General features: G+C 41.0%; 15 protein-coding genes. 4 read left to right on the forward strand and 11 right to left on the reverse strand.

What is annotated here, in order from left to right; translation table 11 throughout:
* Positions 1-8: 8 nt before the first annotated feature.
* Entirely contained in the window at positions 9-3,140 is a 3,132-nt protein-coding gene (locus QWZ01_RS01075) for a SusC/RagA family TonB-linked outer membrane protein (RefSeq protein ID WP_290321358.1), read from the reverse strand.
* Positions 3,141-3,464: 324 nt separating this feature from the next.
* On the opposite strand from QWZ01_RS01075, the gene QWZ01_RS01080 reads away from it, so the two are divergent.
* The gene (locus QWZ01_RS01080) at positions 3,465-4,349 is read left to right on the forward strand and encodes a GlxA family transcriptional regulator (RefSeq protein WP_290321359.1); all 885 of its coding nucleotides are present in this window, start codon (positions 3,465-3,467) and stop codon (positions 4,347-4,349) included.
* Entirely contained in the window at positions 4,333-5,310 is a 978-nt protein-coding gene (gap, locus tag QWZ01_RS01085; RefSeq protein ID WP_290321360.1) for a type I glyceraldehyde-3-phosphate dehydrogenase, read from the forward strand. The genes QWZ01_RS01080 and gap overlap by 17 nt, the downstream gene beginning before the upstream one ends.
* A 110-nt stretch (positions 5,311-5,420) precedes the next feature.
* On the opposite strand, the gene QWZ01_RS01090 is transcribed toward gap, so the two are convergent.
* From QWZ01_RS01090 to QWZ01_RS01110, 5 genes are all read right to left on the reverse strand, one after another.
* A complete protein-coding gene (locus QWZ01_RS01090) occupies positions 5,421-5,849 on the reverse strand; it encodes a nuclear transport factor 2 family protein (RefSeq protein WP_290321361.1) in 429 nt (142 codons plus the stop codon).
* Between the two features lie 152 nt (positions 5,850-6,001).
* Entirely contained in the window at positions 6,002-7,531 is a 1,530-nt protein-coding gene (locus QWZ01_RS01095; protein WP_290321362.1) for a glycoside hydrolase family 28 protein, read from the reverse strand.
* A gap of 28 nt (positions 7,532-7,559) precedes the next feature.
* Positions 7,560-8,159 carry a 4'-phosphopantetheinyl transferase family protein gene (locus tag QWZ01_RS01100; RefSeq protein WP_290321363.1) on the reverse strand — a complete coding sequence of 200 codons (600 nt, stop codon included), beginning with the start codon at positions 8,157-8,159 and terminating at the stop codon, positions 7,560-7,562.
* A gap of 69 nt (positions 8,160-8,228) precedes the next feature.
* Complete coding sequence (locus QWZ01_RS01105; RefSeq protein WP_290321364.1) at positions 8,229-9,044, reverse strand: prohibitin family protein; 816 nt, start codon at positions 9,042-9,044, stop codon at positions 8,229-8,231.
* Between the two features lie 9 nt (positions 9,045-9,053).
* Positions 9,054-10,703, reverse strand: a complete 1,650-nt coding sequence (locus tag QWZ01_RS01110; RefSeq protein ID WP_290321365.1) for a cyclic peptide export ABC transporter — start codon at positions 10,701-10,703, stop codon at positions 9,054-9,056.
* Between the two features lie 190 nt (positions 10,704-10,893).
* Between QWZ01_RS01110 and QWZ01_RS01115 the strand changes: the two genes are divergently transcribed.
* A complete protein-coding gene (locus QWZ01_RS01115; RefSeq protein WP_290321366.1) occupies positions 10,894-11,085 on the forward strand; it encodes a hypothetical protein in 192 nt (63 codons plus the stop codon).
* Positions 11,086-11,226: 141 nt separating this feature from the next.
* Positions 11,227-11,784 carry a YcjF family protein gene (locus QWZ01_RS01120; RefSeq protein ID WP_290321367.1) on the forward strand — a complete coding sequence of 186 codons (558 nt, stop codon included), beginning with the start codon at positions 11,227-11,229 and terminating at the stop codon, positions 11,782-11,784.
* Between the two features lie 58 nt (positions 11,785-11,842).
* Here QWZ01_RS01120 and QWZ01_RS01125 read toward each other — a convergent pair whose 3' ends face one another.
* The 5 genes from QWZ01_RS01125 to QWZ01_RS01145 all read right to left on the reverse strand — a co-directional run bounded on the left by QWZ01_RS01125 (position 11,843) and on the right by QWZ01_RS01145 (position 21,878).
* Positions 11,843-12,619, reverse strand: coding sequence for a thioesterase II family protein (locus QWZ01_RS01125; RefSeq protein WP_290321368.1), 777 nt, complete (start codon positions 12,617-12,619; stop codon positions 11,843-11,845).
* 4 nt (positions 12,620-12,623) lie between these two features.
* Positions 12,624-13,409, reverse strand: a complete 786-nt coding sequence (locus QWZ01_RS01130) for a helix-turn-helix domain-containing protein (protein ID WP_290321369.1) — start codon at positions 13,407-13,409, stop codon at positions 12,624-12,626.
* An 18-nt stretch (positions 13,410-13,427) separates the two neighbouring features.
* The gene (locus QWZ01_RS01135; RefSeq protein WP_290321370.1) at positions 13,428-15,038 is read right to left on the reverse strand and encodes an MBL fold metallo-hydrolase; all 1,611 of its coding nucleotides are present in this window, start codon (positions 15,036-15,038) and stop codon (positions 13,428-13,430) included.
* A 103-nt stretch (positions 15,039-15,141) separates the two neighbouring features.
* Positions 15,142-16,410, reverse strand: a complete 1,269-nt coding sequence (locus tag QWZ01_RS01140; protein WP_290321371.1) for a serine hydrolase domain-containing protein — start codon at positions 16,408-16,410, stop codon at positions 15,142-15,144.
* 83 nt (positions 16,411-16,493) lie between these two features.
* Positions 16,494-21,878 (reverse strand): non-ribosomal peptide synthetase, encoded by a 5,385-nt coding sequence (locus tag QWZ01_RS01145; RefSeq protein ID WP_290321372.1) that lies wholly within the window; start codon positions 21,876-21,878, stop codon positions 16,494-16,496.
* Between the last annotated feature and the right edge of the window lie 5 nt (positions 21,879-21,883).

Below are 21,883 nucleotides of genomic sequence, written 5' to 3' on the forward strand. Positions count from 1 at the left end.
CAGACGAATTAAAAATTAGCATTGATACTCAGTGAAATGGTACGTGGCTTTGGATATTGGTACACATCCACACCTTGATTTAAAGAAGCATCAAACGAGGTAGCTTCCGGATCATACCCTTTGTATTTGGTAAACAAAAAGGCATTCTCTACATTAACGCCTACGGTAAGATTGGTCATTTTTATGCTCTTTAACAGATCTTTGTTAAAGCGGTAGCTAAATGCTATATTCCTTACGCGCAGGAATGATCCGTCTTCAATATAATGGCTGTCGGCCACCTCATTGTCTGAAAAAGAGTCGGTGGTTAACCTAACCTGCCCCATGGTTGAATTTTGATTTGTCGGAGTATAAGCGCCCAGGATCTCTTTGTAGCTGTTCACATTTATGGTTGGCCCGGTCATGATAAAACGGGTCAGATTAAGCAGCTTATTACCATACATGGCTTCCAGATCAAGGAAAAGTGAAAAGTTTTTGTAGGTAAATGTGTTGGTAAAGTTGCCTTCCCATTTAGGCATGGCATTGCCAAGGTCTGTACGGTCGCCGGCATCTTTAACACCATTGTTATTCAAATCAGCATAACGTACATCGCCCGGCTTTCTGCCAAATTTGGCTGCTTCTGCTGCCTGGGCAGTTGTCCAAACACCTTGCCTTACATAGCCAAAAAATTCATTCAGCGGTTCACCTTCCATAATGCGGCCACCCCAGGTATAAATTATATCATGATTGATGTTCAATACCTTTGACCGGTTCACAGAAAAATTCACGCTGGAGTTCCATTGGAAATTGCCGCCGGTAATGTTTTTAGTGTTAAGTGTAAGTTCAATACCGCGGTTACGGATAGAACCCAGATTTTTATAAGCCCCGGCATATCCTGTTGTTGCAGGCTGTTGTACAAAATAGATCAGGTCCTTGGTGATCTTATTATAATAATCGCCGCTGAAATCTATACGCCCGTTAAAAAAGCTGACATCAAAACCTAAATCCAACTGTTGTGATTTTTCCCATTTCAAATCAGGATTACCGAAGGTTGATAAAAGTACTGCCGCTGATTTTTGCTGATTAAAAATGGATTGCGTGCTGTTAAACAAGGATACGGTTGGATAATTCCCGATCTCCTGGTTACCCACAAAACCAAAGCTTCCACGCACTTTCAGATCGCTGATCACAGGAAGTAAACTTTTGAAAAAGCTCTCGTTTGAAACACGCCAGCCGGCATTAAATGCCGGGAAATAACCATACAAGTTCCCTCCCCTGAATTTTGAACTACCATCGGCCCTAAACGATGCTCCAAACAAATACCTGCCATCATAATCGTAATTTACCCTTGAATAAAAAGAGTTAAGCTGATTTTCAATTTGCGAAGACGCAGGAGTTTCTATAACAGTTCCGGCACCGAGGTTATAGTAACCAAAGGTATTATCAAAGAATTTTTCTGATCCGGCTTTGGTGTACGAAGTGATATAATCATACCAGCTTGCACCTATAATGGCATTGATGTGGTGTTTTTTGAAGGTGTTTTCATAAGAAAAATAATCCTCATTGCTCCATACCGAACTTAAAGTATTGGTACGCTGTGCTACACCGCCCTGTTGCTGCGATACACCAAATACATCATTTCCTGAAAAGTAATTTTCATAGCTTGAACCCAACTGACCGCTAAATGAGGTAACAAAATTCAAATGATCGGCTAAGTGGAATGTGCCTACGAAATTACCGAGTGTTGATATCCTGCCGGTTATATCCTTAACATCTGTAAGCAATTTAACCGGGTTTTCAGAGTCTTCTTCACCGGGGTAATCACCTTTGCGTGAGTAAGTTCCATCCGGGTATTTAACAGGCATAAAAGGTAAAAACTCATACATTTCCCTAACCGCATTTAAACCAAGTGTATTGATATCTACGTTATTTGATTGATACCCGCCCGCGTTTAAACTGGCTTTAATGTTTAACCAGGGCTTTACATCCCAACCTATGTTGATATATCCGTTCAATTGTTTGGCATAACTGTTAAGCATAATGCCCTGGTTGTTTTTGTAAGAGATGTTTGCTAAAACGGTAAAGTTGTCTTTCCCACCCGAAAATGTAAGCGAATGTTGATGTGAAACGGCTAACTGGGTGGCTTCCTTTTGCCAATCGGTATTGTATTTAGGGGTACCGTCGGCATTAAACAATTCATCTTTACGGGCAAACGTACTTGCCGGATCGAGATGAGGCGCTAACCTTCCCGGTACGTAATCATATTCCCTTCTCAGCAACTCAAGAGCCCCCTTGGCATCAAGCAGATCGATTTCATGCTGTAAAGAACCGAAGCTAACCGTATTATTGAAGGCAATATCCGATGCATTTTTTTTACCGAGTTTAGTTGTGATCACGATAACGCCGTTTGCTCCCCTTGAGCCATAAATGGCAGTAGAACCTGCATCTTTATAAACATCAACAGAGGCCACGATGTTAGGATCAATGGAATTGGGATCGGCTCCTACTACCCCATCTATTACATATAAGGGCGAGTTGGATGAATTAATAGAGCCTGTACCCCTGATTTTTATGGCAGGATTGCCTCCTGGCTTACCGGAGTTGGTCATTACGTTAACACCGGCTGCTTTCCCGGCAATACCTTGCAGTACATTCAATGTTGTAGGCCGCTCTGCAACCGCATCGCCTTTTATAGAGCTGATGGATGTGGTAAGGTTGGCCTTTTTTGAGGTACCATAACCAACAACAATTACTTCATTAAGCGCTTTGCTGCTGGGTTGTAGCTGTATTTTCATTAAGGTTGATGATGCAGCCACCTCCTTGCTGTCATAACCGGTGAAACTTACAACCAGTAAAGTGTTTTGATCGGGCACGTTCAGAGAGAAGTTGCCATTTCCGTCTGTAACGGTGCCGCCTGCGGCGTTTTTGATCTTTACTGAGGCTCCCGGTAGCGGCTGGCCTTTTTCGTCCTGTACAACACCCTTAACTGTAATTTGCTGATCAATAACTGTTTCAGGGTACAAATCGGTTAAAACCGGCTTCGTTGTTTTACCCAGCGCGTAAGCATTGGCGGTAAATGTAAATGAAAGCCCCAGCAAACTGTAATACAAGAAACGCCGGGCATGCGTAACCCTACAATTTTGTGTGTAAATCTGTTTTTTCATAATGAATATAATTGGTTAAAAACTTAAAACGATTTAGCTAAAACTTCAACAAAAAGAGGTATTGTCTTGTAAAATTAGGCTATAAAATGGGTTAAAGTCTATAAATCGGTTTAGCAAAAATATAATTTTTTATGATCAATCCAATTTTTTGATTTTTTTTTTTCGATAAAAATATCACAAGCGACAAACACATCAGGCAAAGCACTTTTCGATGTTACTTTATAACATAGTTGCCATCTCTTAAAACTTCTCTTTTGTAGGTAATGGCTTAAATTGTATAGTTTATGTCCTTTGAGGCAGATTTAGTAATGTATAATTTTGAACATGGATAAGAAGAAGATCGCTATAGTAGTGATGTCGGGTAACTTCTTAATGGATTTTGCCGGCCCCGCAGATGTTTTCAGACATGCCGGTATGCTCCGAGATATGTATGAGGTGGTTTTGCTTTCGCCCGATGGCAAGCCAATGAACTTATTTGGCAGCTTACAGATCAATGGTACCGGATCAACCGAGTTGGATGGCCCTATCGATACGCTGATGATCGTTGGCAATGATCAGGGATCGAACTATGAGCAATTCTATAACTGGTTAGCAGGTACACATAACCAGATCCGCAGGATAGGCACTGTGGGAGTTGGCAATCATATGGTAGAAAAACTGGGGCTGCTGCTGAATAAGAATTATTTCCATACCCGGGATGGGCAATTATATACATCGGGTGGTGTTTCGTCGGGTATAGACCTGGCCCTGGCTATGGTTGAGGAAGATTGCGGACGGGGTGTGGCAGCTGATGTTGCGCGAAAACTAATTTTCTTTTACCTCAACCGGCAGGCTTACCAAGTGCAGTTTGGGGCTTTGGTTGATGCCTCACCCATGGCCATGCAGTTGAAAGAATGGTTAATAAACCGTTTAAATGAACCGCTTAATGTTACCCGCTTAGCAGAAAAACTAAACATGAGCGCACGGAACTTTACCCGGGTATTTACCAGGCAAACAGGAATTTCTCCTGCAAAATTTATTGAGAAGCTTCGTGTAGAGGCTGCCAGCCGTTACATAGAACAGGGCGACCTTCCGCTTGAGCAAATTGCCGTACAATGTGGCCTTGGTGGATGGGTATCAATGAGGCGCCTATTTTTAAGACACCTGATGCTTACACCATCAGATTACAAAAGATTTTTAAAACTACAGAAATATGAAAATTGCAATTAATGGATTTGGCCGTATTGGCCGGATGACGCTGCGTGCTTTACAGAATAAGCAGGACATAGAGGTTGTTGCCATCAATGACCTCACCGATCTGCAAACATTGATACATCTTTTAAAATTTGATAGTGCTCATGGACGTTTTCCAGGCACCGTTGCCCAGGAAGATGGTGCCATGCTGGTTAATGGAAAGAAAATACAACTCCTGAGTGAAAAAGACCCTAAAAATTTGCCCTGGGAAAAACTGGGTATTGATGTGGTTATAGAATCGACCGGGCGTTTTACAGACAAGCAGGCAGCACAGGCTCATATTGATGCCGGCGCTAAAAAGGTTTTGATAACAGCACCTGCAACAGGCGGCATTAAAACAATTGTTCACGGTGTGAATAATCATATGATAGGAGGCGATCAAATTTATTCAACAGCATCCTGCACAACGGGCAGCATTGCCCCGGTATTGTTTATACTTGACAAAGAGTTTGGTATTGAATCGGGATTTATGGCTACTGTACATGCCTTCACGGCTGACCAGCACCTGCAAGACGCACCGCATAAAGATTTAAGAAGGGCCCGGTCTGCCCCGCATTCCATCATCCCAACCACAACGGGAGCTGCTAAAGCTATCGGTGATGTATTGCCTGAGCTAAAGGGCAAACTGGATGGGTTTTCATACCGTGTTCCGGTGATTGACGGGTCAATTGTTGATTTGTCAATCAATCTTAAAAAGGAAGTTTCGGCCAAAGATCTTAATGCTGTTTTAAAAAGCTATGCGGATAATTCGCTGAAAGGCATTTTAGAGTATACTGAAGAACAATTTGTATCTGCAGATATACTTGGCAACACACATAGTTCAATTGTTGATGGCAACCTGACCAAATCAATTGGAAACCTTGTTAAGGTAGTGGCCTGGTATGATAACGAAGTGGGTATCTCAAACAGGATAGCTGAACTGGTATCCGTATTATAAAACCATCCGCCAAACAGATTTCAACCTACCAAATATGATAAACATAAACGTTCGCAGTTATGCTGCGAACGTTTTTTTTATTACACCGATCATAATGATCAGCTACTCTCTTAATCAATAATACCGGGAACGAAGAACTGTTCGATACCTGCAACATCAGAAAGATAAGTAGCCATAGCTACGATTTTGCCGTCGCTTATTTGACATGCAATGATTACTTGTTCATCCAATATCAGGCTGCCCCTGCTTGAGGTATTATGAAGCGAAAGCGCAACACCGTGCAGACCGTATAAAACGTGTTTTAATTCAAATTTAACTCCAAAGCTTTTTAATCCTTGTGCGCGGCGAATAATAGCATCGGCCCCGGCAGCAACACCCGACAGAACACTTGTGCCGGGCAATGTCCATGCAGCATCCTGAGCCAATATTGTTCGCATGGTATCCCAATCATTATTTTTTAACGCGGTGAGGAATGTATTGGCTATGTGTAATTTATCGTCATCGGTTGGAAGATTGCTGTTTTGATCTGAAGTTTTCATGATGTGATTGTTTTTTGTTGAATCAAAATTAGAAGAACCCGCTGATCTTCAACATGGACGATAAAGGCTAACACTTGGACAAATATGCCAACCGGTAAAGGAAGCAGTTTATGCTCTTTTGCAGATATTAATTATCTATTGCTCCCAATAAATCATTGAGTTTTGATCGCGAACTCGCTTTTGCCTGGTATTTGTATCTTTTGTAAATATCTTTTAGTGACTTTGTTGAATAACATTACCGGTAAAGTTTCCGTTTTATCAACCTTAAAGTTGTTTAACTGCAATCCTGCGACATCATCAAAAACGCAGGCTGATCTAAAATCAGCTGCTTTATACCTGATTTGGATATTTTGCATACTAATATCCCCGGCGTGTCGCACGTAAAAACCCCAGGCAGGCAATTCGCCAAACATGGAAAACTCAGGATAATCAGCAATTTTCTCAGGAATAGCGGATAGTGAATCCAAAGGGAAATAAGCCACTTTTTTTGAAGCACCACCACCATAAGTGATATTGATATTGTTCAACTTCACTCCTTGTACCGGATGGCCAGGTATGCCGGCAATTGATGCAGGGAAAATATTATGAGCGAAAAGACTTGGCGGACCTTCCATCGAATAACCAGCATCGGGCTTGGTTACCGGAATCTGTACATTCACATTGGCAATATATATTCCGGTAAGTTTGCCTGCCGGAATATTTTTTTGTCTCTTACCCAGACGGATAAACAGTGCATTACCGGTGTTTTTAGCGGTAACATTACGGATGTCGATATTTTCAATTACAGCTCCGTCAACACTTTCAATAGCTATTGCCGAACGATAGGTATCATAAACCTGGATATCGCGCACCTTAATATCTTTAAATCCCCCAAACGAAGCGGTTCCTAACTTAAAGGCGCTGGCACTTGAACGTATTTTACAATTGGCGATAAAAATTTTTTCACAGGCCCCTTTTGGATCCGACGATTTGAGGCAGATGCCGTCATCTGCCACATTAAAAAAGCTATTGGTAAGCCGCACATTTTTACAGTCAACAAGGTCGATACCATCGTTATTCAAAAATGTATTGCTGATCACCTTTATGCTGTCAATAACCATGCGGTTGCAATTTGTATAATTCTGTATCCAGTCGAGGCCGTTTGTTACGGTGATATTTTTAATGGCAATATCACTACAATCGGTGAAATGGATAAGCACAGGGCGGTTATCCTCTTCAGGCCTCATCTGGTGCCAGTCGTTATAAGTTTGCCATTCCTTATCTTTTATGGTTCCGTTTTTGATCACCGCGTACAGATCTTTCAATAAAAGATCTGCCTGCCCATCAATAGTTCCGTAGCCTGTTAAGCTAATGTGATTTGCTTTGTTAGCTACTATCAGGGCCGATGCTTTCCCAAGCCCATAATCAATGCGCTTAGTGGTTGCCAATAAAAAGGCATTCTTTTCAAAATGAAGTTCAACATTTGATTTTAAATAGATAACTCCGGTTACAAATTTCCCTGCCGGAATGATCACCTTACCACCCTTTTTAGCGGCATCATCTATCGCTTTCTGAATTGCTTTGGTATCAACGGTTTTACCATCAGCTTTGGCACCATAACTAACTATATTATAGTTTTTACCCTGAGCAAATGCTGCGAAAACAAATAAATTGAATACTACCAACCAGGTTAAAAACTTCATATAATACAAATTGATGTAGCTTAAATAATTAAAACTCATGGATACCTGCCTCACAAATATCAATGAGCCCAATAGGTGCTTTTTGACAAAGCGCTATCGAATAATCATCTAATATATCCAATTCTGTAATTTCCCAATCAAAAGCGCCATCATTTACTATACTTTGCAGGCAATTATATTCATTCAAACCATCAACAATACCAATTCCTTTTGCTTTTAAGAAAGCCTCTTTCCTTGTCCAGATCTTAAAAAAGGTATCTGTTCTATCATTGCTGCAAAGGAACTTAGCCTGCTCTGAGGGATGCATGTAATCCATAACCGAATTAAAATCCATCTCTCTTTTTTTTAATTCAATATCTATTCCAATATCAAATTCAGAGAAAGCTACAATTACTATGCCGCCCGAATGGGAAATGTTAAAACATTGCATGCCGCTAACGTATGGCTTGCCATTTTCAGCTCTGTTAAATAAACCCCAGTGAAAACCGGATTCCAAAAAGAATTTGTGAACTATTAAACGGCCCATGAGCATTAACCTTTGATCATTCAAAAGTTTAAACCTCATGATTTCCTGCTGCATAAAGCCGGGCAATAAATCAAGAAGCCTTAACGCATCTGCATCAGTCATGTTTCTGACATCGAAAAAACAAAGCTTTATCATACATAGATATTGGCTGTGACAGCAGGCTCCCCTTACTTACTGACCATTCCCTAAAATAAGCGGCGTGTTAGCATCCTTTGGTAAAACGATGGTTTTGGCATTTGGCGAAGTAGACAGCTTTAACAAAGCCTCAATTTGTTTGTATTGCAGATAGCCTGGAGTTAGGCCACGGTTTACAAGTCCTTGTACGGCTTGTGTTGCCTGGCCATCAATTATTTTAATCTGACGTTCCTTTTCGGCAATGGCTATCTTGTAGTTATACTCAATGGCCAGCTGCTGTTGCTGTAATTTACTTTCAATAGCAGTAACCACTTTTTTGGGTAATTTAATATTTGATATTACCAGGTTGCCCAATAAAATATTACCGTGTATTAAACGCTCGCGGGCATTTAATAAGGCAACAGTCCTTATAGAATCAATTTTTAAAGTATAGATCTGTTCGGGAGTAAACTGCGATAGCAGCTCGCTTGTGGTTGATACAATTTCGGGATTTATATAAACCTTATCGTAAGCCATGCCATAATGTTCAAAAATAGCGGGGAGGCTATCAACCAAAGGTGTATACCGGTAATTAACTAAAAGTGACACTGTAACGCCATTTTGCACCATGATGTGCATGGTTTCCTGCACCATTTGCTCGCGGGTATTAAACTTGTAAATTGAATTCCAGGGCGAAACAAAATGGATACCTTCGCCATAAACTGCGTGTTTATCTACCCCGCCACCAAATGGCCTGAACAATATGGAAGCTGTTGCAGGCCCGTTTATTACCATAAAGCGCTCAATAAATACCACTAAAAGTAAAAGTGAAACGAGCAGTATGAGCAATATATTTATTCTTCTTTGACTCATGGTTCAGCATTAATGATGATCAGTACTATACTGGCTAAAGGTGCCATAGTCCATTTTATAAATCCTATCGGCATTATTGAAATAATGATCATCGTGAGTGATGGCAATTATTGTTTTCCCAAGTTTCTTAAAGTCATAAAGTAATTCATTGTAAAAATATTTTCTGAATTCCGGGTCTTGGTCTGCCGCCCACTCATCAAAGATCAAAACACTCTTGTTTTCCAATATCACTGAGATCATAGCCAGCCTCTTTCGCTGCCCTGTTGATAAACTGGTATTAGTAAACGCGCCGTCCTTGAAACCTGTTTTTTCTGACAGATGCATCTGTTTTAGCAATTTAAGCACCTTAGCTGTTTCCAGGTTTTGGATACCATACATTTCGGAGAAAAGGAAAAAATCAGCGAATATTACTCCGAAAAGATCCCGGTATTCCTGTATATTGTCGGGAATCACCTGCAGGTCATCAACAAATATCTCTCCTACATCGGGCGTGTAAAGGCCCGTTAGTAGTTTGATGAGGGTTGATTTACCGCTTCCGTTCCCTCCTATTATAAAGATGATCTCTCCTTTGTTCACCTCAAAATTTATTGGCCCGATACCAAACTGATCCCGCCCAACCTTATCCCGGTAAGCAAAATGCAGATCGTTAAACTTAATTTTTTCAAAGCCGGAAAATATGCCTTCCAATTTAGGGTCTTCCAGCGCACCAAATGTATCTTCCTTAAGGCGCTGCTCCAGCTTGGTGAGGTTGGTTACCGCAACGGTGGCCTTGTTAAGCACTTCAAAAGTACCCACAGCATCGCCCAGGGGCATAATTATGAATAATATGGTAGCGGTTATCTTTGCCACATCGGTTAAAACCGTTTGATCTAAAACCGGTATAACAAAAACCATTGTACCCAGCAGTATGTAAAAAAAGGCCTGTGCAAACACAAAATAAAACGACATTTGCGATGAAGTAATGATCTTCTTGTCCTTCAGTTTCCCGGCTATAGACTGGATCCTGTCAAAAAAGAGATCAAGCTTTTTTTGTTGATTGATCTTGATCTCCTTAAACCCGCCGGTTACCTCATTTATCTTTTCAAAATACACGGTTTCCAGTGCCACGGCTTCGCCTATTTCGCTCTGTATCTTATTACTGCCCATGAAGTAATTGGATATAGCCAAAATCAGCATTACAATGGTTATTACAAATGCTGTTAAGTTTATAAAGCCTAAATAAATAATGGCAAAAAACACCAATACCCCTGCTTGAAAGCCATTTGCAATAGAGGATGCCGAGTTGCTGATCTCATTGGTATCTTTTGTAAGGCGGGTATAAATTTCGGCACGACCCAGCTCCTCAAATTGCTGCAGCTCGGTGTTCATCAAATATTTTACAATACGCTCCCTTATACTGAATACAATTGTTTCGGCTAAAATGGCGGTTAACTTCAGGGCTCTGTTTTTGGCTATGATAAAGATTAAAAAAATGAGGATGAAGATGATTATAAACCTGTATTTGAAATCGCCGTGAACAATTTTGGAGGTTGAATAATTTATAACCGATAATAACAACGCGTTGGCCAATCCGGAGATGAGCGTCATTATCAGAATTGTTTTATAAGAGTTATCCTTCGATTCTTTTTTAATGAAATCAATCAGAAGAGAAATGTTCATTTACTTGTGATAATTATTTTTCGTTTAGGTTATTTAAAGTGGTGTAAGATATAAAAGATCGGGCAAAAAAACCGTAATTAATGCTACTTATTTCAGGCTTTTTTATTCCTATTACCTTGCAGAAAAAATAAAATATGTTGTATTTTTAATACACTAAATAATATATAATTTTATAACTAAACCTATGTTAATGATAGAGCTTATTTTTCCTTACTTAATTCCATATTTATTGCTGGCGGCCATAGCCGGGTTGTTTGGTATACGTACCAGGATAGGCTTTTGGGGAGTTTTTATTCTTAGCATTCTTGTTTCTCCAATAATAAGCCTGATCGTACTGTTCTTTCTTAAAGAAAAACCACGCAGTGTTGAAAAGATAAGTTAACCCGGTATATTTTCCGTTTTTAATAACCTGTATTTTCTAAATCATACGTATAGGTATAATCCGGTTAAATACATTTACTTTCTCTTGCTGGTGCATTTTATAGGATTTACTTTTGGTTAAACTAAATCAATCATCAATCTTATGAGCACATTCGTTATAGATGAAAAAAAACATGGTGACAGCATTCACCAGATAGCAGCCGAAGCTGTTGTTAGAAATTACATGATGTGGACCGGTGCCGCCGGTATCATCCCCGTTCCTATTGTTGATATGGCAGCTATTTCGGCCATTCAGTTAAGCATGCTGAACAAAATAGGTGAAATTTACAAACAAAAATTCACTGCAAACTGGGGCAAATCAGTTATCGCCTCACTTGTTGGCGGTTATGCATCAACCTCGCTTGGCCTTGGTGTTGGTATGAACATCGTAAAAGCTATTCCATTTATTGGCAGCCTTGCAAGTGTTGTAGTGGTTCCGGGTTTTGCCGCAGCTACTACCTGGGCATTGGGTCAGGTATTTATTTTGCATTTTGAATCGGGAGGTACCGTTCTTGATTTTGACCCGGTAGCTGTAAAAGATTACTATGTAAGCCTGGTAAAATCGGCCCCTTCTTCAAAAGAGACAGCTAAAGAAGCTGCCGCAGAAAAAGAAGTACACGGCACAGTTAAAGAAACCCATACAGCAAAAGGAAAAGAATAAGCTGAACGATTATATTATGTAAAAACGCGCTTTATTAAATTAAAGCGCGTTTTTTATTTTACAAATTTATCGAAAGATCCGCAGTAAGAGACGATTGCTCGATTCTGGTTGAAATAAGATCAGTAATTAACGCGGAGAACGCTAACGGATATTGGCTCATAAAAAAATGATGTCCCTCCAATTCATGAAACTCTACACTGCCTGTTGTTTCGTGCCGCCAGTTGTCAATGTCTTTTTTCTGGATAGGATCCTGATTTCCATTTATTATAACTAAGGGAAGAATTAGTTTTTGGGCGTAAGATGATTCGTGATTTTCATACAATGCCAAATCATTACGTAAAACAGGCAGTATGTATTCCATTAATTCTGTATTGGCTGCCAATTCTTTTGATAAACTTCCAATGCGTTCAAAATAAGCGATCAACTGATCGGATGGAATGTTGGATAACTGCCGTTTTATGGTATGCTGAGGACTGCCATGCCCTGAAAAAATCGCGATTTCGGGCATCACACCCATAACGCCTCTATCGTTCAAAAAATGCAATAATGCAACACCTATCACTGCCCCTATACTGTGCCCGTAGATAAAAATCTTATCTGGCTTCACATCATTAACTAAAGTAAGATATTGGCGGAACAGATTTTCCAACAAAATATCCATTTGGTTCACCAATGACGATCGTGAGTTTTTACCCCTGCCAGGATATTCCAGTGTTTCTAAAATTATTTCAGGAGGTAATAGCGGTTTAAGAAAATTGTAGCTATAGCTATTTCCACCGGCAAAGGGCAGCGCGATTAATAAGTTTTTTTTACCTGTCTTTTTATCCGTTATCATCTTTTCAATCTTTATATATAACCTCTTCAAACTTTAGCGTTAGGATCATGCGAATGGCCGCGCTCACAAATTCATCGTAATTTTTAAACAGTTGTTTCCGAACCTCCAAACTTTCGTCTTCATTAATTTGAAAGGTTAACGAGCTTATTTCCTTACTTCTTAATTTGGTTAGTATATTAAAAAATGTTTCGTCGATTATTTTAGAGCACTCAATGATCTCTAACCCACAAACAACCAGGTATTTGATAATAACATCTGTTAAGGATACCGATACAAAATTGCTGAACAGGAACTTGCTCAGATCAATATTTGAATTTTCCTCCTTAACCTGCTGTTCGCTATAGATGTAAAAACCGCCTTCCTTATTGCATAACAACGCGATGTGATTTTTATTATACATAATTTCTGCAAGAAGCAGTACCAGGCGGTTCAGGCTGGTATTTGTTAAAAAAATACGGGCCTCCAATCGTTTTACGGCAAGTAAACTATCATCATCTATGTTTTCGTTCAGAAAGGTTTTCAGGCTCTGGATCTTTTTCAGGGGGAAACCAAGCTGCCTTAGTTCAAAAACTATATTTAGCCAGATAAAATCAACAAACGAAAATTTGTGCCAGTCGCGGTTGCTTTTCCGGCCGCTTAGCATCAGGCCGTTGGCCTCCCAGTTGTTGATGGTACGGTAAGAGATACCTAAATCGTTAACGGTAAGCGCAGGCTTAAAAATGCTATCACAAATACCAAAGGCATTGAATATATTTTCAATATTGTTTTTCTGAAAAACTTCTCCGAACATTTATTGCGTGATTTAATATTAAACTAAAACCGGATTTGTTGTATACAGGATCTCCTTTTCGCCAAAAAGTCTTTCTGCCCTCAAGCCCTTACTTTTGCATTCGTCAAGCAACTGATTGGAGGCCACAATTGGATTTGAATCATCGGTATATTCATAGGCCATGATATATTTTAGCCAGGGCTCCATACCCATGGCATACACATATACCTCGCTAAAATTAAACCGGTTTACTATGTCGATCCCGCGCTGGTAGTTTGAACCTGCAAGGCGGCGGGAATGATCTTTATCCCGCGGAACATCTTCAGACAATAAAGGACCGTACAACCAGCTCATGGGTGCACCATCGCATTCCATTCCCAAAAACAGCACATCAACGTCACCGGTAATTTCATGTATAAGCCTGTACATGTTGGGTTCAATATTGCAGGAATCAGCAGCGAATAATATTTTCTTGTTGTTTATTTCAACGAGGTGGGCAAGCTTTGTGCGTATATCCAGATCGCAATGCTCACCCAAAAACGGGATACCGGTAATTTTCAGGCCATCAAGGTTTAAGGTTTCCAGTTCCCTAAGCTCGATAACATTGTTGAACCCGATGCTTTCTAAAATAAGTCTCAGGCTTGGATCCTGTAACGAGCCGCCTCCTCCACCAGGGATTACGATATTTTTGATACGGTGCCTGAGCTTCAGTAACGATTCCAGCAGTACATGATCCTGATGATTATGAGTAACCAATACGTAATCAATAATATCAGGCAAATCACCATAGGTATAACGCGAAACCTCAGCATCATAACCGTAGCTGATAACCGGATCGGCAAGGATAGACAGGTTTTGTGTTTCAAGCAGCAGGCAGGCGTGACCAAAATACCTTAACCTTGCGCCCTCGCCTGTGTATTTGCTGTAAGGCTCCGGCTCTTCTTCTGTAAAAAAAGACCGGAATAAATCTTTCTGATGTACCTCAATTTTAAGTTTATGGCATATCTCTTCAAATGTTTTTGGTTGTCTGTTCATGCTAAAAAACTCATCAAGCGCTTTACTTTTAAAAGGCAGGTTGATGCTTATCTTGTCCGCATCCTCAAGTACCGGCGTGCTTAAAACAAACGGGCGATGATCATCATCAATCAACGACAGGGAAATTGACTGAAAGGCATCGTTATAATACTTGCTATGGTAAAGCAGCGGCTCAATAAACCGGAAACCCGGCGCGTTCGACAGATCGTAAAAAAGTTCAACGTAACCGCGCAATACCTCCGGTACCTTTTCATATAATGCTTCTATGGAATACCCTTTGGCTTCCTGTTTCAGCATTTTGGTTAACTCTTTTATAGCCTGTGATAAAGCAACCATATAGCCCTGCTCTTCCAAAGTTGATTTTAATAAGGCCTTTACCTCATCAACGCGCTTACCGCCGTAATCCATAAAAGGGCCGCCTGTCATTTTGGGATCTTTACAAGCTGCAGCATGTATAGCGGGAGCCTGTATGTACGATTGCATAATTTTAACGTGCCGACTCTCAATATTCATGGCCGCTGTGGCCGGCGATATTAAGTAAGCCCAGGCATACCAGCCCTGAAATAATGGTTGAGCAATAACATTTGACCGGAGATATAATTTCTGAGATTCCATTTTTTTAGATGTATAACCCTGGCAGAAAATTTTCGCGATTTCCTGCCAGGGATTAAGGTGATGTATATTATACTGAAACTTGTATTGTAAAAAACTTTGTTGCTTATGGCAAGCCACCGTAATTTGGCGGCACACCAAGCAGTGTATTAATGATTTCGGTACACATCACCAGTGGCGCGTCTGAGTTAATGTTGGCATTAATGAAAACCGTAATATCATGCCCGTCAACTATTGCCCCTACAGATGCATAACCTGGAGTTAAACCACCATGGGTGTATATTTTGAGTGGCTTTGAATCACCTGGCAGCGGCGGCCGATGCGTGATAACCATGGCATACCCGTACCCTGTTGGCGGGCAGCCTTTTTTTGTCGGGTAATAATTGGTGAGTACATTATCATAAGAGTACTCAGTAAACATTTGCTTGGTGTATTTTTCTGGCAGGATGGTACTGTTTTTCAGCGCGATTGCCCACTTGGTAAAGTCGGCTCCAGTCATATAAATAGCTCCTGATGAAAAAGCTATATCGCTCATATTTATCCAGGCACCGCGTTGATATTTTGAAGCTATTGGCAGGCCCAACGAATCGTACTTAGAGGTGATAGGCTGATAACCATCGCCCAGGTTTTTAACGGTATCGCCACCATTTGGATAGGCACTTTCCAGTAAAAAACCACTATCATTCATTTTAAGCGGTTTAAATATCTTTTCGCTCAAAACTTCGTGGTATTTTTTGCCATATAGCTTTTCTACAACGGCGCCAAGGATATAATAGTTTCCGTCGCTATAATCAAATGCGGTTCCGGGTGCCGGGGCAATTGGATATGCGCATTGATCCATGATAAACTCTTCGTGAGTGTATATCTTACGGCCTACCCCGGTTATAAAGTTTGGAAAGTTATCATAGGATGGTATTCCCGACCTCATGGCCAGCAATTGATGAATGGTAACATTTCCAAGGCCCGAAGCGGCTTTAGCTGTATATGGCAGATATTTTTTCAGCGCGCTATCCAGAACAATTTTCCCTTCAGACTCGGCCATTAATATCAAAGCCGCGCAAAATTGCTTGCTGATTGAACCTATTTCAAATTTGGTATAGGTTTCGTTCTTAACACCCAATTCTTTACTGGCCATGCCCCAGGCTTTGTTGTAGGTCATTACATTTTTTTCGGAAATGCTTACAATTCCGGTAAAACAACCCTGAGCTTCAAAATGCCTGATGATCGAATCGATCTTGGCGTATTTACTTAGTGCCGATGCCCCTTTTGTTGCTTTGTGACTTTGCGCCTGCGAAAATACCGGCACAAGCATCATACACATTAAAACGAGCGTAAGCCGCTTTAATGGTAATGGTTTGTTTAATTTAATTTTCATGATTTAAAGGTTTAGGATTTGTGATTAATTGAATTTTAAGGTTAATAATTACCTGCCTGTTTACAGTTTGATATATTCATAGTTTAGGGATTGGATAGTTGCTTATATTTGATGATGCTTATCATTTGGGTTACAAGTTCTTTAACATGCGGGAGTTTGAGCATGGAAAAGTGATTACCCCCGGCATGGAGAACTTGAACCTGGCTTGCAAAATTTTCCCATCCGGCTGTGGTTGGGGCCTGATCATTATTTTCTGATGCGATAAACAGATGGATCGGAGCAGTTATCTTTTGCATCGGCGGAACATATCTTGTACCAAGCGTAGCTTTTAATATTTCTGCTAAATTGATAGCCTTATCAAAGGTTTTACTTTCTTCGAGTATGTTCGCATTTTCCAGAATTGCCTTTACGTATTCCAATTGTTGCTCATCCGAAAACTGTTTCAAAACATCCTTCCTGATATCTGCAGGTATTCCGTTCAGGTTGGCAAATTCAAGCAGCCAGTCGGCATTGCTCCAATCATGTTCTATGACCGCTGTTTCGGCTGATGGAGAAGCACAATCCATTATCGCTAAAAGATTCACTTTTTCGCCTGCTAATTCCAATTGCCGCGCCATTTCATAGGCCACCAAACCGCCAAAAGAATGCCCTCCTAAATAATAAGGCCCCTTGACCTGTATCTTTCTGATTGCATCAAGATTTTGTCTGGCAATCACCTCTACGCCGCTTAAATCCTTAACAATAGGTGGTTTATTAACCTGAAGCGCATAAAAGCTATTTTCATTTTGGAACGCCCTGCCCATATCACTTAGCTGAAGCGCACTGCCGCCCGCGCCGGGAATAAAAAACAATGACACGCCTTTATCGCTCTCATTTAATTTTATTACTATTTCATTGGTGTCGTTCTTATTTTTTTCTGTTAAGAATTTTGCCTGCGAAGCTATATCCGGATTTTTAAAAAGGTCTACCAGTGTCATTTCACTATTAAAAGTAGCATTGATCCGGTTTATAAGCTGCACAGCGAGCAGGGAATGGCCGCCTACATCGAAGAAATTATCACGTGTCCCAATTGAGCTGATGCTCAATAATGATTGCCAAACTGATAATAATTGCAGTTCATACGGGGTAGCTGGCGCTATATAATTTGCGGCCCCCTTTAATAATACATTGCCCGACTTTTTTGTGAGCAGTATTCTGTCAACTTTTCCATTCGGAGTAACGGGAAATGTATCTATTACCTCAAACAGGGCCGGCACCATATAATCAGGAAGACGGCTGGCAAGAAACTCTTTTAATGCAGGCACCAGTTTCTGTAAAAACTTACCTTTTGCCGGGTGATTGGTATAGCTGCTTAATGCCTCCGGTTCAGTAATGCCCTCGTCATACGAATAAAATTCAGGGACACCATCTCCAGCCAGAGTGAACCGGACATCAAAGCATGACCTATCCATATCCGAACATAGAACTTCAATTTGGTAGTGGCTGATGGATTCTAATTCAAAGAAATCCGCCGGATCAAAGGAAACCACATTTTCAAATTCCTCCCCATCAAATGCATCTCCCGCAGCATGCAACGCTTCGATGATCATGGCATCCTTTGAAACTCGGCTATTCCTAACGCCTTTCAATAATGCGGAAGATTGCCTTTCATTAAGCTCAGCAAGTACTTGTAGTGGTGTAGGCTTATCAACACTCCAATCGATATAAACCAAAGTTTCGGTGTTCGAAGCGCCCTCTTTTTCAAACACCACATCGTACCTGAACCGGTTCAGCTCATTACTGTGCCTGCTTTTTTTCCATAATGTTTTTACTCCGCTTATTGCCGGAAGAATAGTTGGGATTGATTTGAAAAATTGGGGAGCTACCAATAGTTCTTCCTCGTGCTGAATATTTTGATCAATAAGTTGAATTAGTCGCCGGGCATCGGCTTCATCACTATTTTTAAATAAAGCTATGGAAGTCTGGAAAACATCGTTCAATGATTGGTTCCGTACATCACCTATAAAGAAATGCCCGCCCGGATTTAGCATCTTCAACCCGTTGGTGAGTACCTTTAACAAATATTCCTGATCGGGAAAGTATTGAGTTACAGAGTTGAGAATGATCATATCAAACCGCCGATCGGTGATATCAGCTACGGCCGTCGCGTCGCATTGCCTCACATCTACATTATCCATCCCTTTTTGCTTCAAAACAGGCTGAAGCACCTCAATGGCATTGGCCGAAAAATCTGTACCGAGGTAATATTCGCATTCTGGTGCTATGCGAAACAGCAACAAACCCGATCCGCACCCTATCTCCAGCACATTTTTAGGCCGATAAGCCATTATTCGTTCAACGGTGTTATCAACCCATTGCTTCATTTCGGCTTCGGGGATTGGCTGACCAGTATAGCTGCTGTTCCACCCAGAAATGTTAAATGTAGCATCTTTAGGTTTAGGCAAATCATGACTGTAGGATTCATCAAAGATTTCCTGCCAATGCGTAACGTGTTCCTGCAATATCTCCTGCCCTGTCTGTGCACTCAGGTTGTTTTCCCAGTTTGTTTCGGGGCATACATAACTAAAAAGCTGTTTATTACTTGTTGCATCTTCGTTTATAACCACAACCGCATCCTTTACAAGCGGATGAGCACGAAGTACCGATTCGATTTCTCCCGGCTCTATCCTAAATCCCCGGATCTTAACCTGGTCATCCATCCGGCCTAAAAACTCGACCTGCCCATCGGCCAAAAACCGTGCACGGTCGCCCGAACGATACAGCCTTACAACCGGGCCGTTATCAATACTTAGCAAGATAAATTTATCCTTATTTAGTTGAGGGCGATTGTGATAACCTAACGCCAGGCCACGGCCACCAATGTAAAGCTCACCCGGCACACCAATCGGACTAATGTTAAAATTACTATCCAGCACATAAACCAAAATATTATCCATTGGCCGCCCAATGGTGATCCGGTCTATATCGGGCCTGCAAACGGCAATGGAGGTACAAACTGTAGATTCTGTTGGGCCGTATGCATTGTAAAAATTTCGGCCGCTGGCCCATTTCTTTACAAGATCAAGCGTGCAGGCTTCACCGGCCACAATAAGGTTAGTTAATTGCGGAAGCGGTTCATGGGGCAACAATGCCAAAAAGCTGGGCGACAGTGTAACATGAGAAATACCCTCGGCTGTTAAAAACTCGTTGAACTCCGGTAATGGTACCAGGTTTTCCTTTGGCGTCATAACAAGGCGTGCGCCGCATCCCAGCGCCATAAAATACTCACTTACAGAGGCGTCAAACCCGGGGGAAGCAAATTGCAACACCCTGCTTTCGGCAGTTACTTGAAATGTACGTATCTGCTGCTGCACCATGTTCAACAGACCCTCATGTTTTAAAATTACCCCTTTGGGTTTACCGGTTGACCCGGAGGTGTAGATCATATATGCATGATCAGCAGGTTGAATAATGAGGTCGGTTTTATCAGAATTGCCGCCATCACAGGTATCAATAGTGATAACTTTAAACGTTCCATCTGAAAGTACCGTTGCGCACCTTGAGTGTGTCAGTATAATATTGGTTTCCGAATCCTCAATTATAAATTTTAGTCGTTCTTGGGGATAGTCAGGGTCGAGAGGTAAATAACAACCTCCTGCTTTAAGCACAGCCAATAATCCAATAATCTGACTGGCCGATCTGCCAGCCATTACCCCTACCTTACCGCTTTTGAGTAATCCTTTTTCGGTTAAAAAATTAGCCAGTTGATTTGCCTTGTTATTAAGCTCGTTATAGTTAATTTCCTCCTGCTGATAGCGTATGGCTATGGAATGGGGATTTTGCTTTACGTTCTGCTCAAAAACATCTAAGATTGTTTTATTATCCTTTACATCATCCAAAACTCCGCTGAATTTTTCCATGATCAGTTGTTTTTCGGAGGCATCAAGTATATTAATTTCACTTACCTTACTATGAGGCGATTCAACCACCCCGCTTAACAATACCCGGAATTGGGCAATAAACCGCTGAATGGTGGCCTTATCAAAAATATCAGTATTGTACTCCACCACCCCTGCAATGCCATTGGCCGATTCCCCAGCAAAAAAGGTGATGTCATATTTTGATGTACCGCTATGTGTATTCAGATCGCTGATCTCCAGTCCAGGTAAAGTAAGTTCATCATTCCCGGTGTTTTGTAATGCAAATGCAACCTGGAATAATGGGCTGTGACTAAGTGTGCGTTCAGGATTTATTTCTTCAACCAGTTTTTCAAATGGAAGATCCTGGTGGTCAAATGCATCAAGCGACAACTGCCGAACCTGGGCTAATAATTCAGCAAAGGTGATCTGCGGAGCAAACTTTATCCTAAACACCAGCGAGTTGACAAAAAATCCAATAAGATTTTCAATCTCTTTCCGGTTCCTGTTAGCTATCACACTTCCGATAACAATATCATCCTGCCCGCACCAGCGTGATAGCAAAACAGCATACACGCTGAGCAATGCCATAAAAGGTGTAACATTTTGCTCGGCACACAACTGTTTTAGGCCATTTGATAACTCTGGGCTAAAGGTATACTTTTCTAATGCCCCGTTAAATGACTGCACGGCTGGTCGTGCCCTGTCTGTGGGTAATGAGATAAGGGCGGGTATACCTTCAAGCTGTTGTTTCCAATAAGCTAAAAGCCTGTCCAGCGTTTTACCAGCAAGCCATTTTTTTTGCCAAATGGCAAAATCGGCATATTGAATAGGCAGATCAGGTAAATTATTGTTTGAGTCATTGGTAAACGTCGTATAACCAGTTATAAGCTCTTTAATAAAAATATCTATTGACCAACCATCTGATATAATATGATGAAGTGTGACCAGAAACGAGTAATGGTCATTCCCCAAACGGATCAATCCGTAGCGTAATAGCTGATCGGTTGACAAATTAAACGGCAACCTTGCTTCCTCATCAATCATTTTTTGAAGCGCTGTTGTCTTTTCGTCACCAGAAAGATGTTCAAGACTTACAATATTTTTATCAAGTGTTAAAGCTGGTTTAATAAGCTGGTAAACCTGTTCGCCTGTTTCATGGAACGATGTCCGCAGCACCTCATGCCTTTTAACAATCAGGTTAAGACTTTTAATAAGTTGCTCCTCATCTAAATCACCTTTAAACATTATTGCCGCAGGCATATTGTAGGTAATGGCATTTTCACCCTCCAACTGATTAAGATACCAAAGGCGTTTTTGAGAAAATGAAAGCGGAACGTTTATGTCTGTCCGTTCTGCCGCAGTAATGTCATGTATTATTTTTTCTGCCGATGATTGTTTCGTACTCTTAATGATCTCCAATATCTGGTCTTTAGCCTCACTTATCTCGGTGCGGATCTCAAGTGATAATGTTCCTTTGGGGGCCGAAAGTTTTAACAACCCGGCGTCTTCCCAAAGTTTTATACCACGTTTTTCTAAATCGATAATTAAATCTGCTGCTTTGTTCATCATTAATA

The sequence above is a fragment of the Mucilaginibacter aquaedulcis genome (assembly GCF_030409325.1).
In the GTDB taxonomy this organism is placed as follows: domain Bacteria; phylum Bacteroidota; class Bacteroidia; order Sphingobacteriales; family Sphingobacteriaceae; genus Mucilaginibacter; species Mucilaginibacter aquaedulcis.

Coding starts and splice junctions, on each gene's coding strand:
- gap (WP_290321360.1), top strand. CDS start 4,333: ATGAAAATTGCAATTAATGGATTTGGCCGTATTGGCCGGATGACGCTG.
- QWZ01_RS01145 (WP_290321372.1), bottom strand. CDS start 21,878: ATGATGAACAAAGCAGCAGATTTAATTATCGATTTAGAAAAACGTGGT.
- QWZ01_RS01135 (WP_290321370.1), bottom strand. CDS start 15,038: ATGGAATCTCAGAAATTATATCTCCGGTCAAATGTTATTGCTCAACCA.
- QWZ01_RS01100 (WP_290321363.1), bottom strand. CDS start 8,159: ATGACTGATGCAGATGCGTTAAGGCTTCTTGATTTATTGCCCGGCTTT.
- QWZ01_RS01080 (WP_290321359.1), top strand. CDS start 3,465: ATGGATAAGAAGAAGATCGCTATAGTAGTGATGTCGGGTAACTTCTTA.
- QWZ01_RS01140 (WP_290321371.1), bottom strand. CDS start 16,410: ATGAAAATTAAATTAAACAAACCATTACCATTAAAGCGGCTTACGCTC.
- QWZ01_RS01115 (WP_290321366.1), top strand. CDS start 10,894: ATGATAGAGCTTATTTTTCCTTACTTAATTCCATATTTATTGCTGGCG.
- QWZ01_RS01095 (WP_290321362.1), bottom strand. CDS start 7,531: ATGAAGTTTTTAACCTGGTTGGTAGTATTCAATTTATTTGTTTTCGCA.
- QWZ01_RS01120 (WP_290321367.1), top strand. CDS start 11,227: ATGAGCACATTCGTTATAGATGAAAAAAAACATGGTGACAGCATTCAC.
- QWZ01_RS01090 (WP_290321361.1), bottom strand. CDS start 5,849: ATGAAAACTTCAGATCAAAACAGCAATCTTCCAACCGATGACGATAAA.
- QWZ01_RS01105 (WP_290321364.1), bottom strand. CDS start 9,044: ATGAGTCAAAGAAGAATAAATATATTGCTCATACTGCTCGTTTCACTT.
- QWZ01_RS01125 (WP_290321368.1), bottom strand. CDS start 12,619: ATGATAACGGATAAAAAGACAGGTAAAAAAAACTTATTAATCGCGCTG.
- QWZ01_RS01075 (WP_290321358.1), bottom strand. CDS start 3,140: ATGAAAAAACAGATTTACACACAAAATTGTAGGGTTACGCATGCCCGG.
- QWZ01_RS01110 (WP_290321365.1), bottom strand. CDS start 10,703: ATGAACATTTCTCTTCTGATTGATTTCATTAAAAAAGAATCGAAGGAT.
- QWZ01_RS01130 (WP_290321369.1), bottom strand. CDS start 13,409: ATGTTCGGAGAAGTTTTTCAGAAAAACAATATTGAAAATATATTCAAT.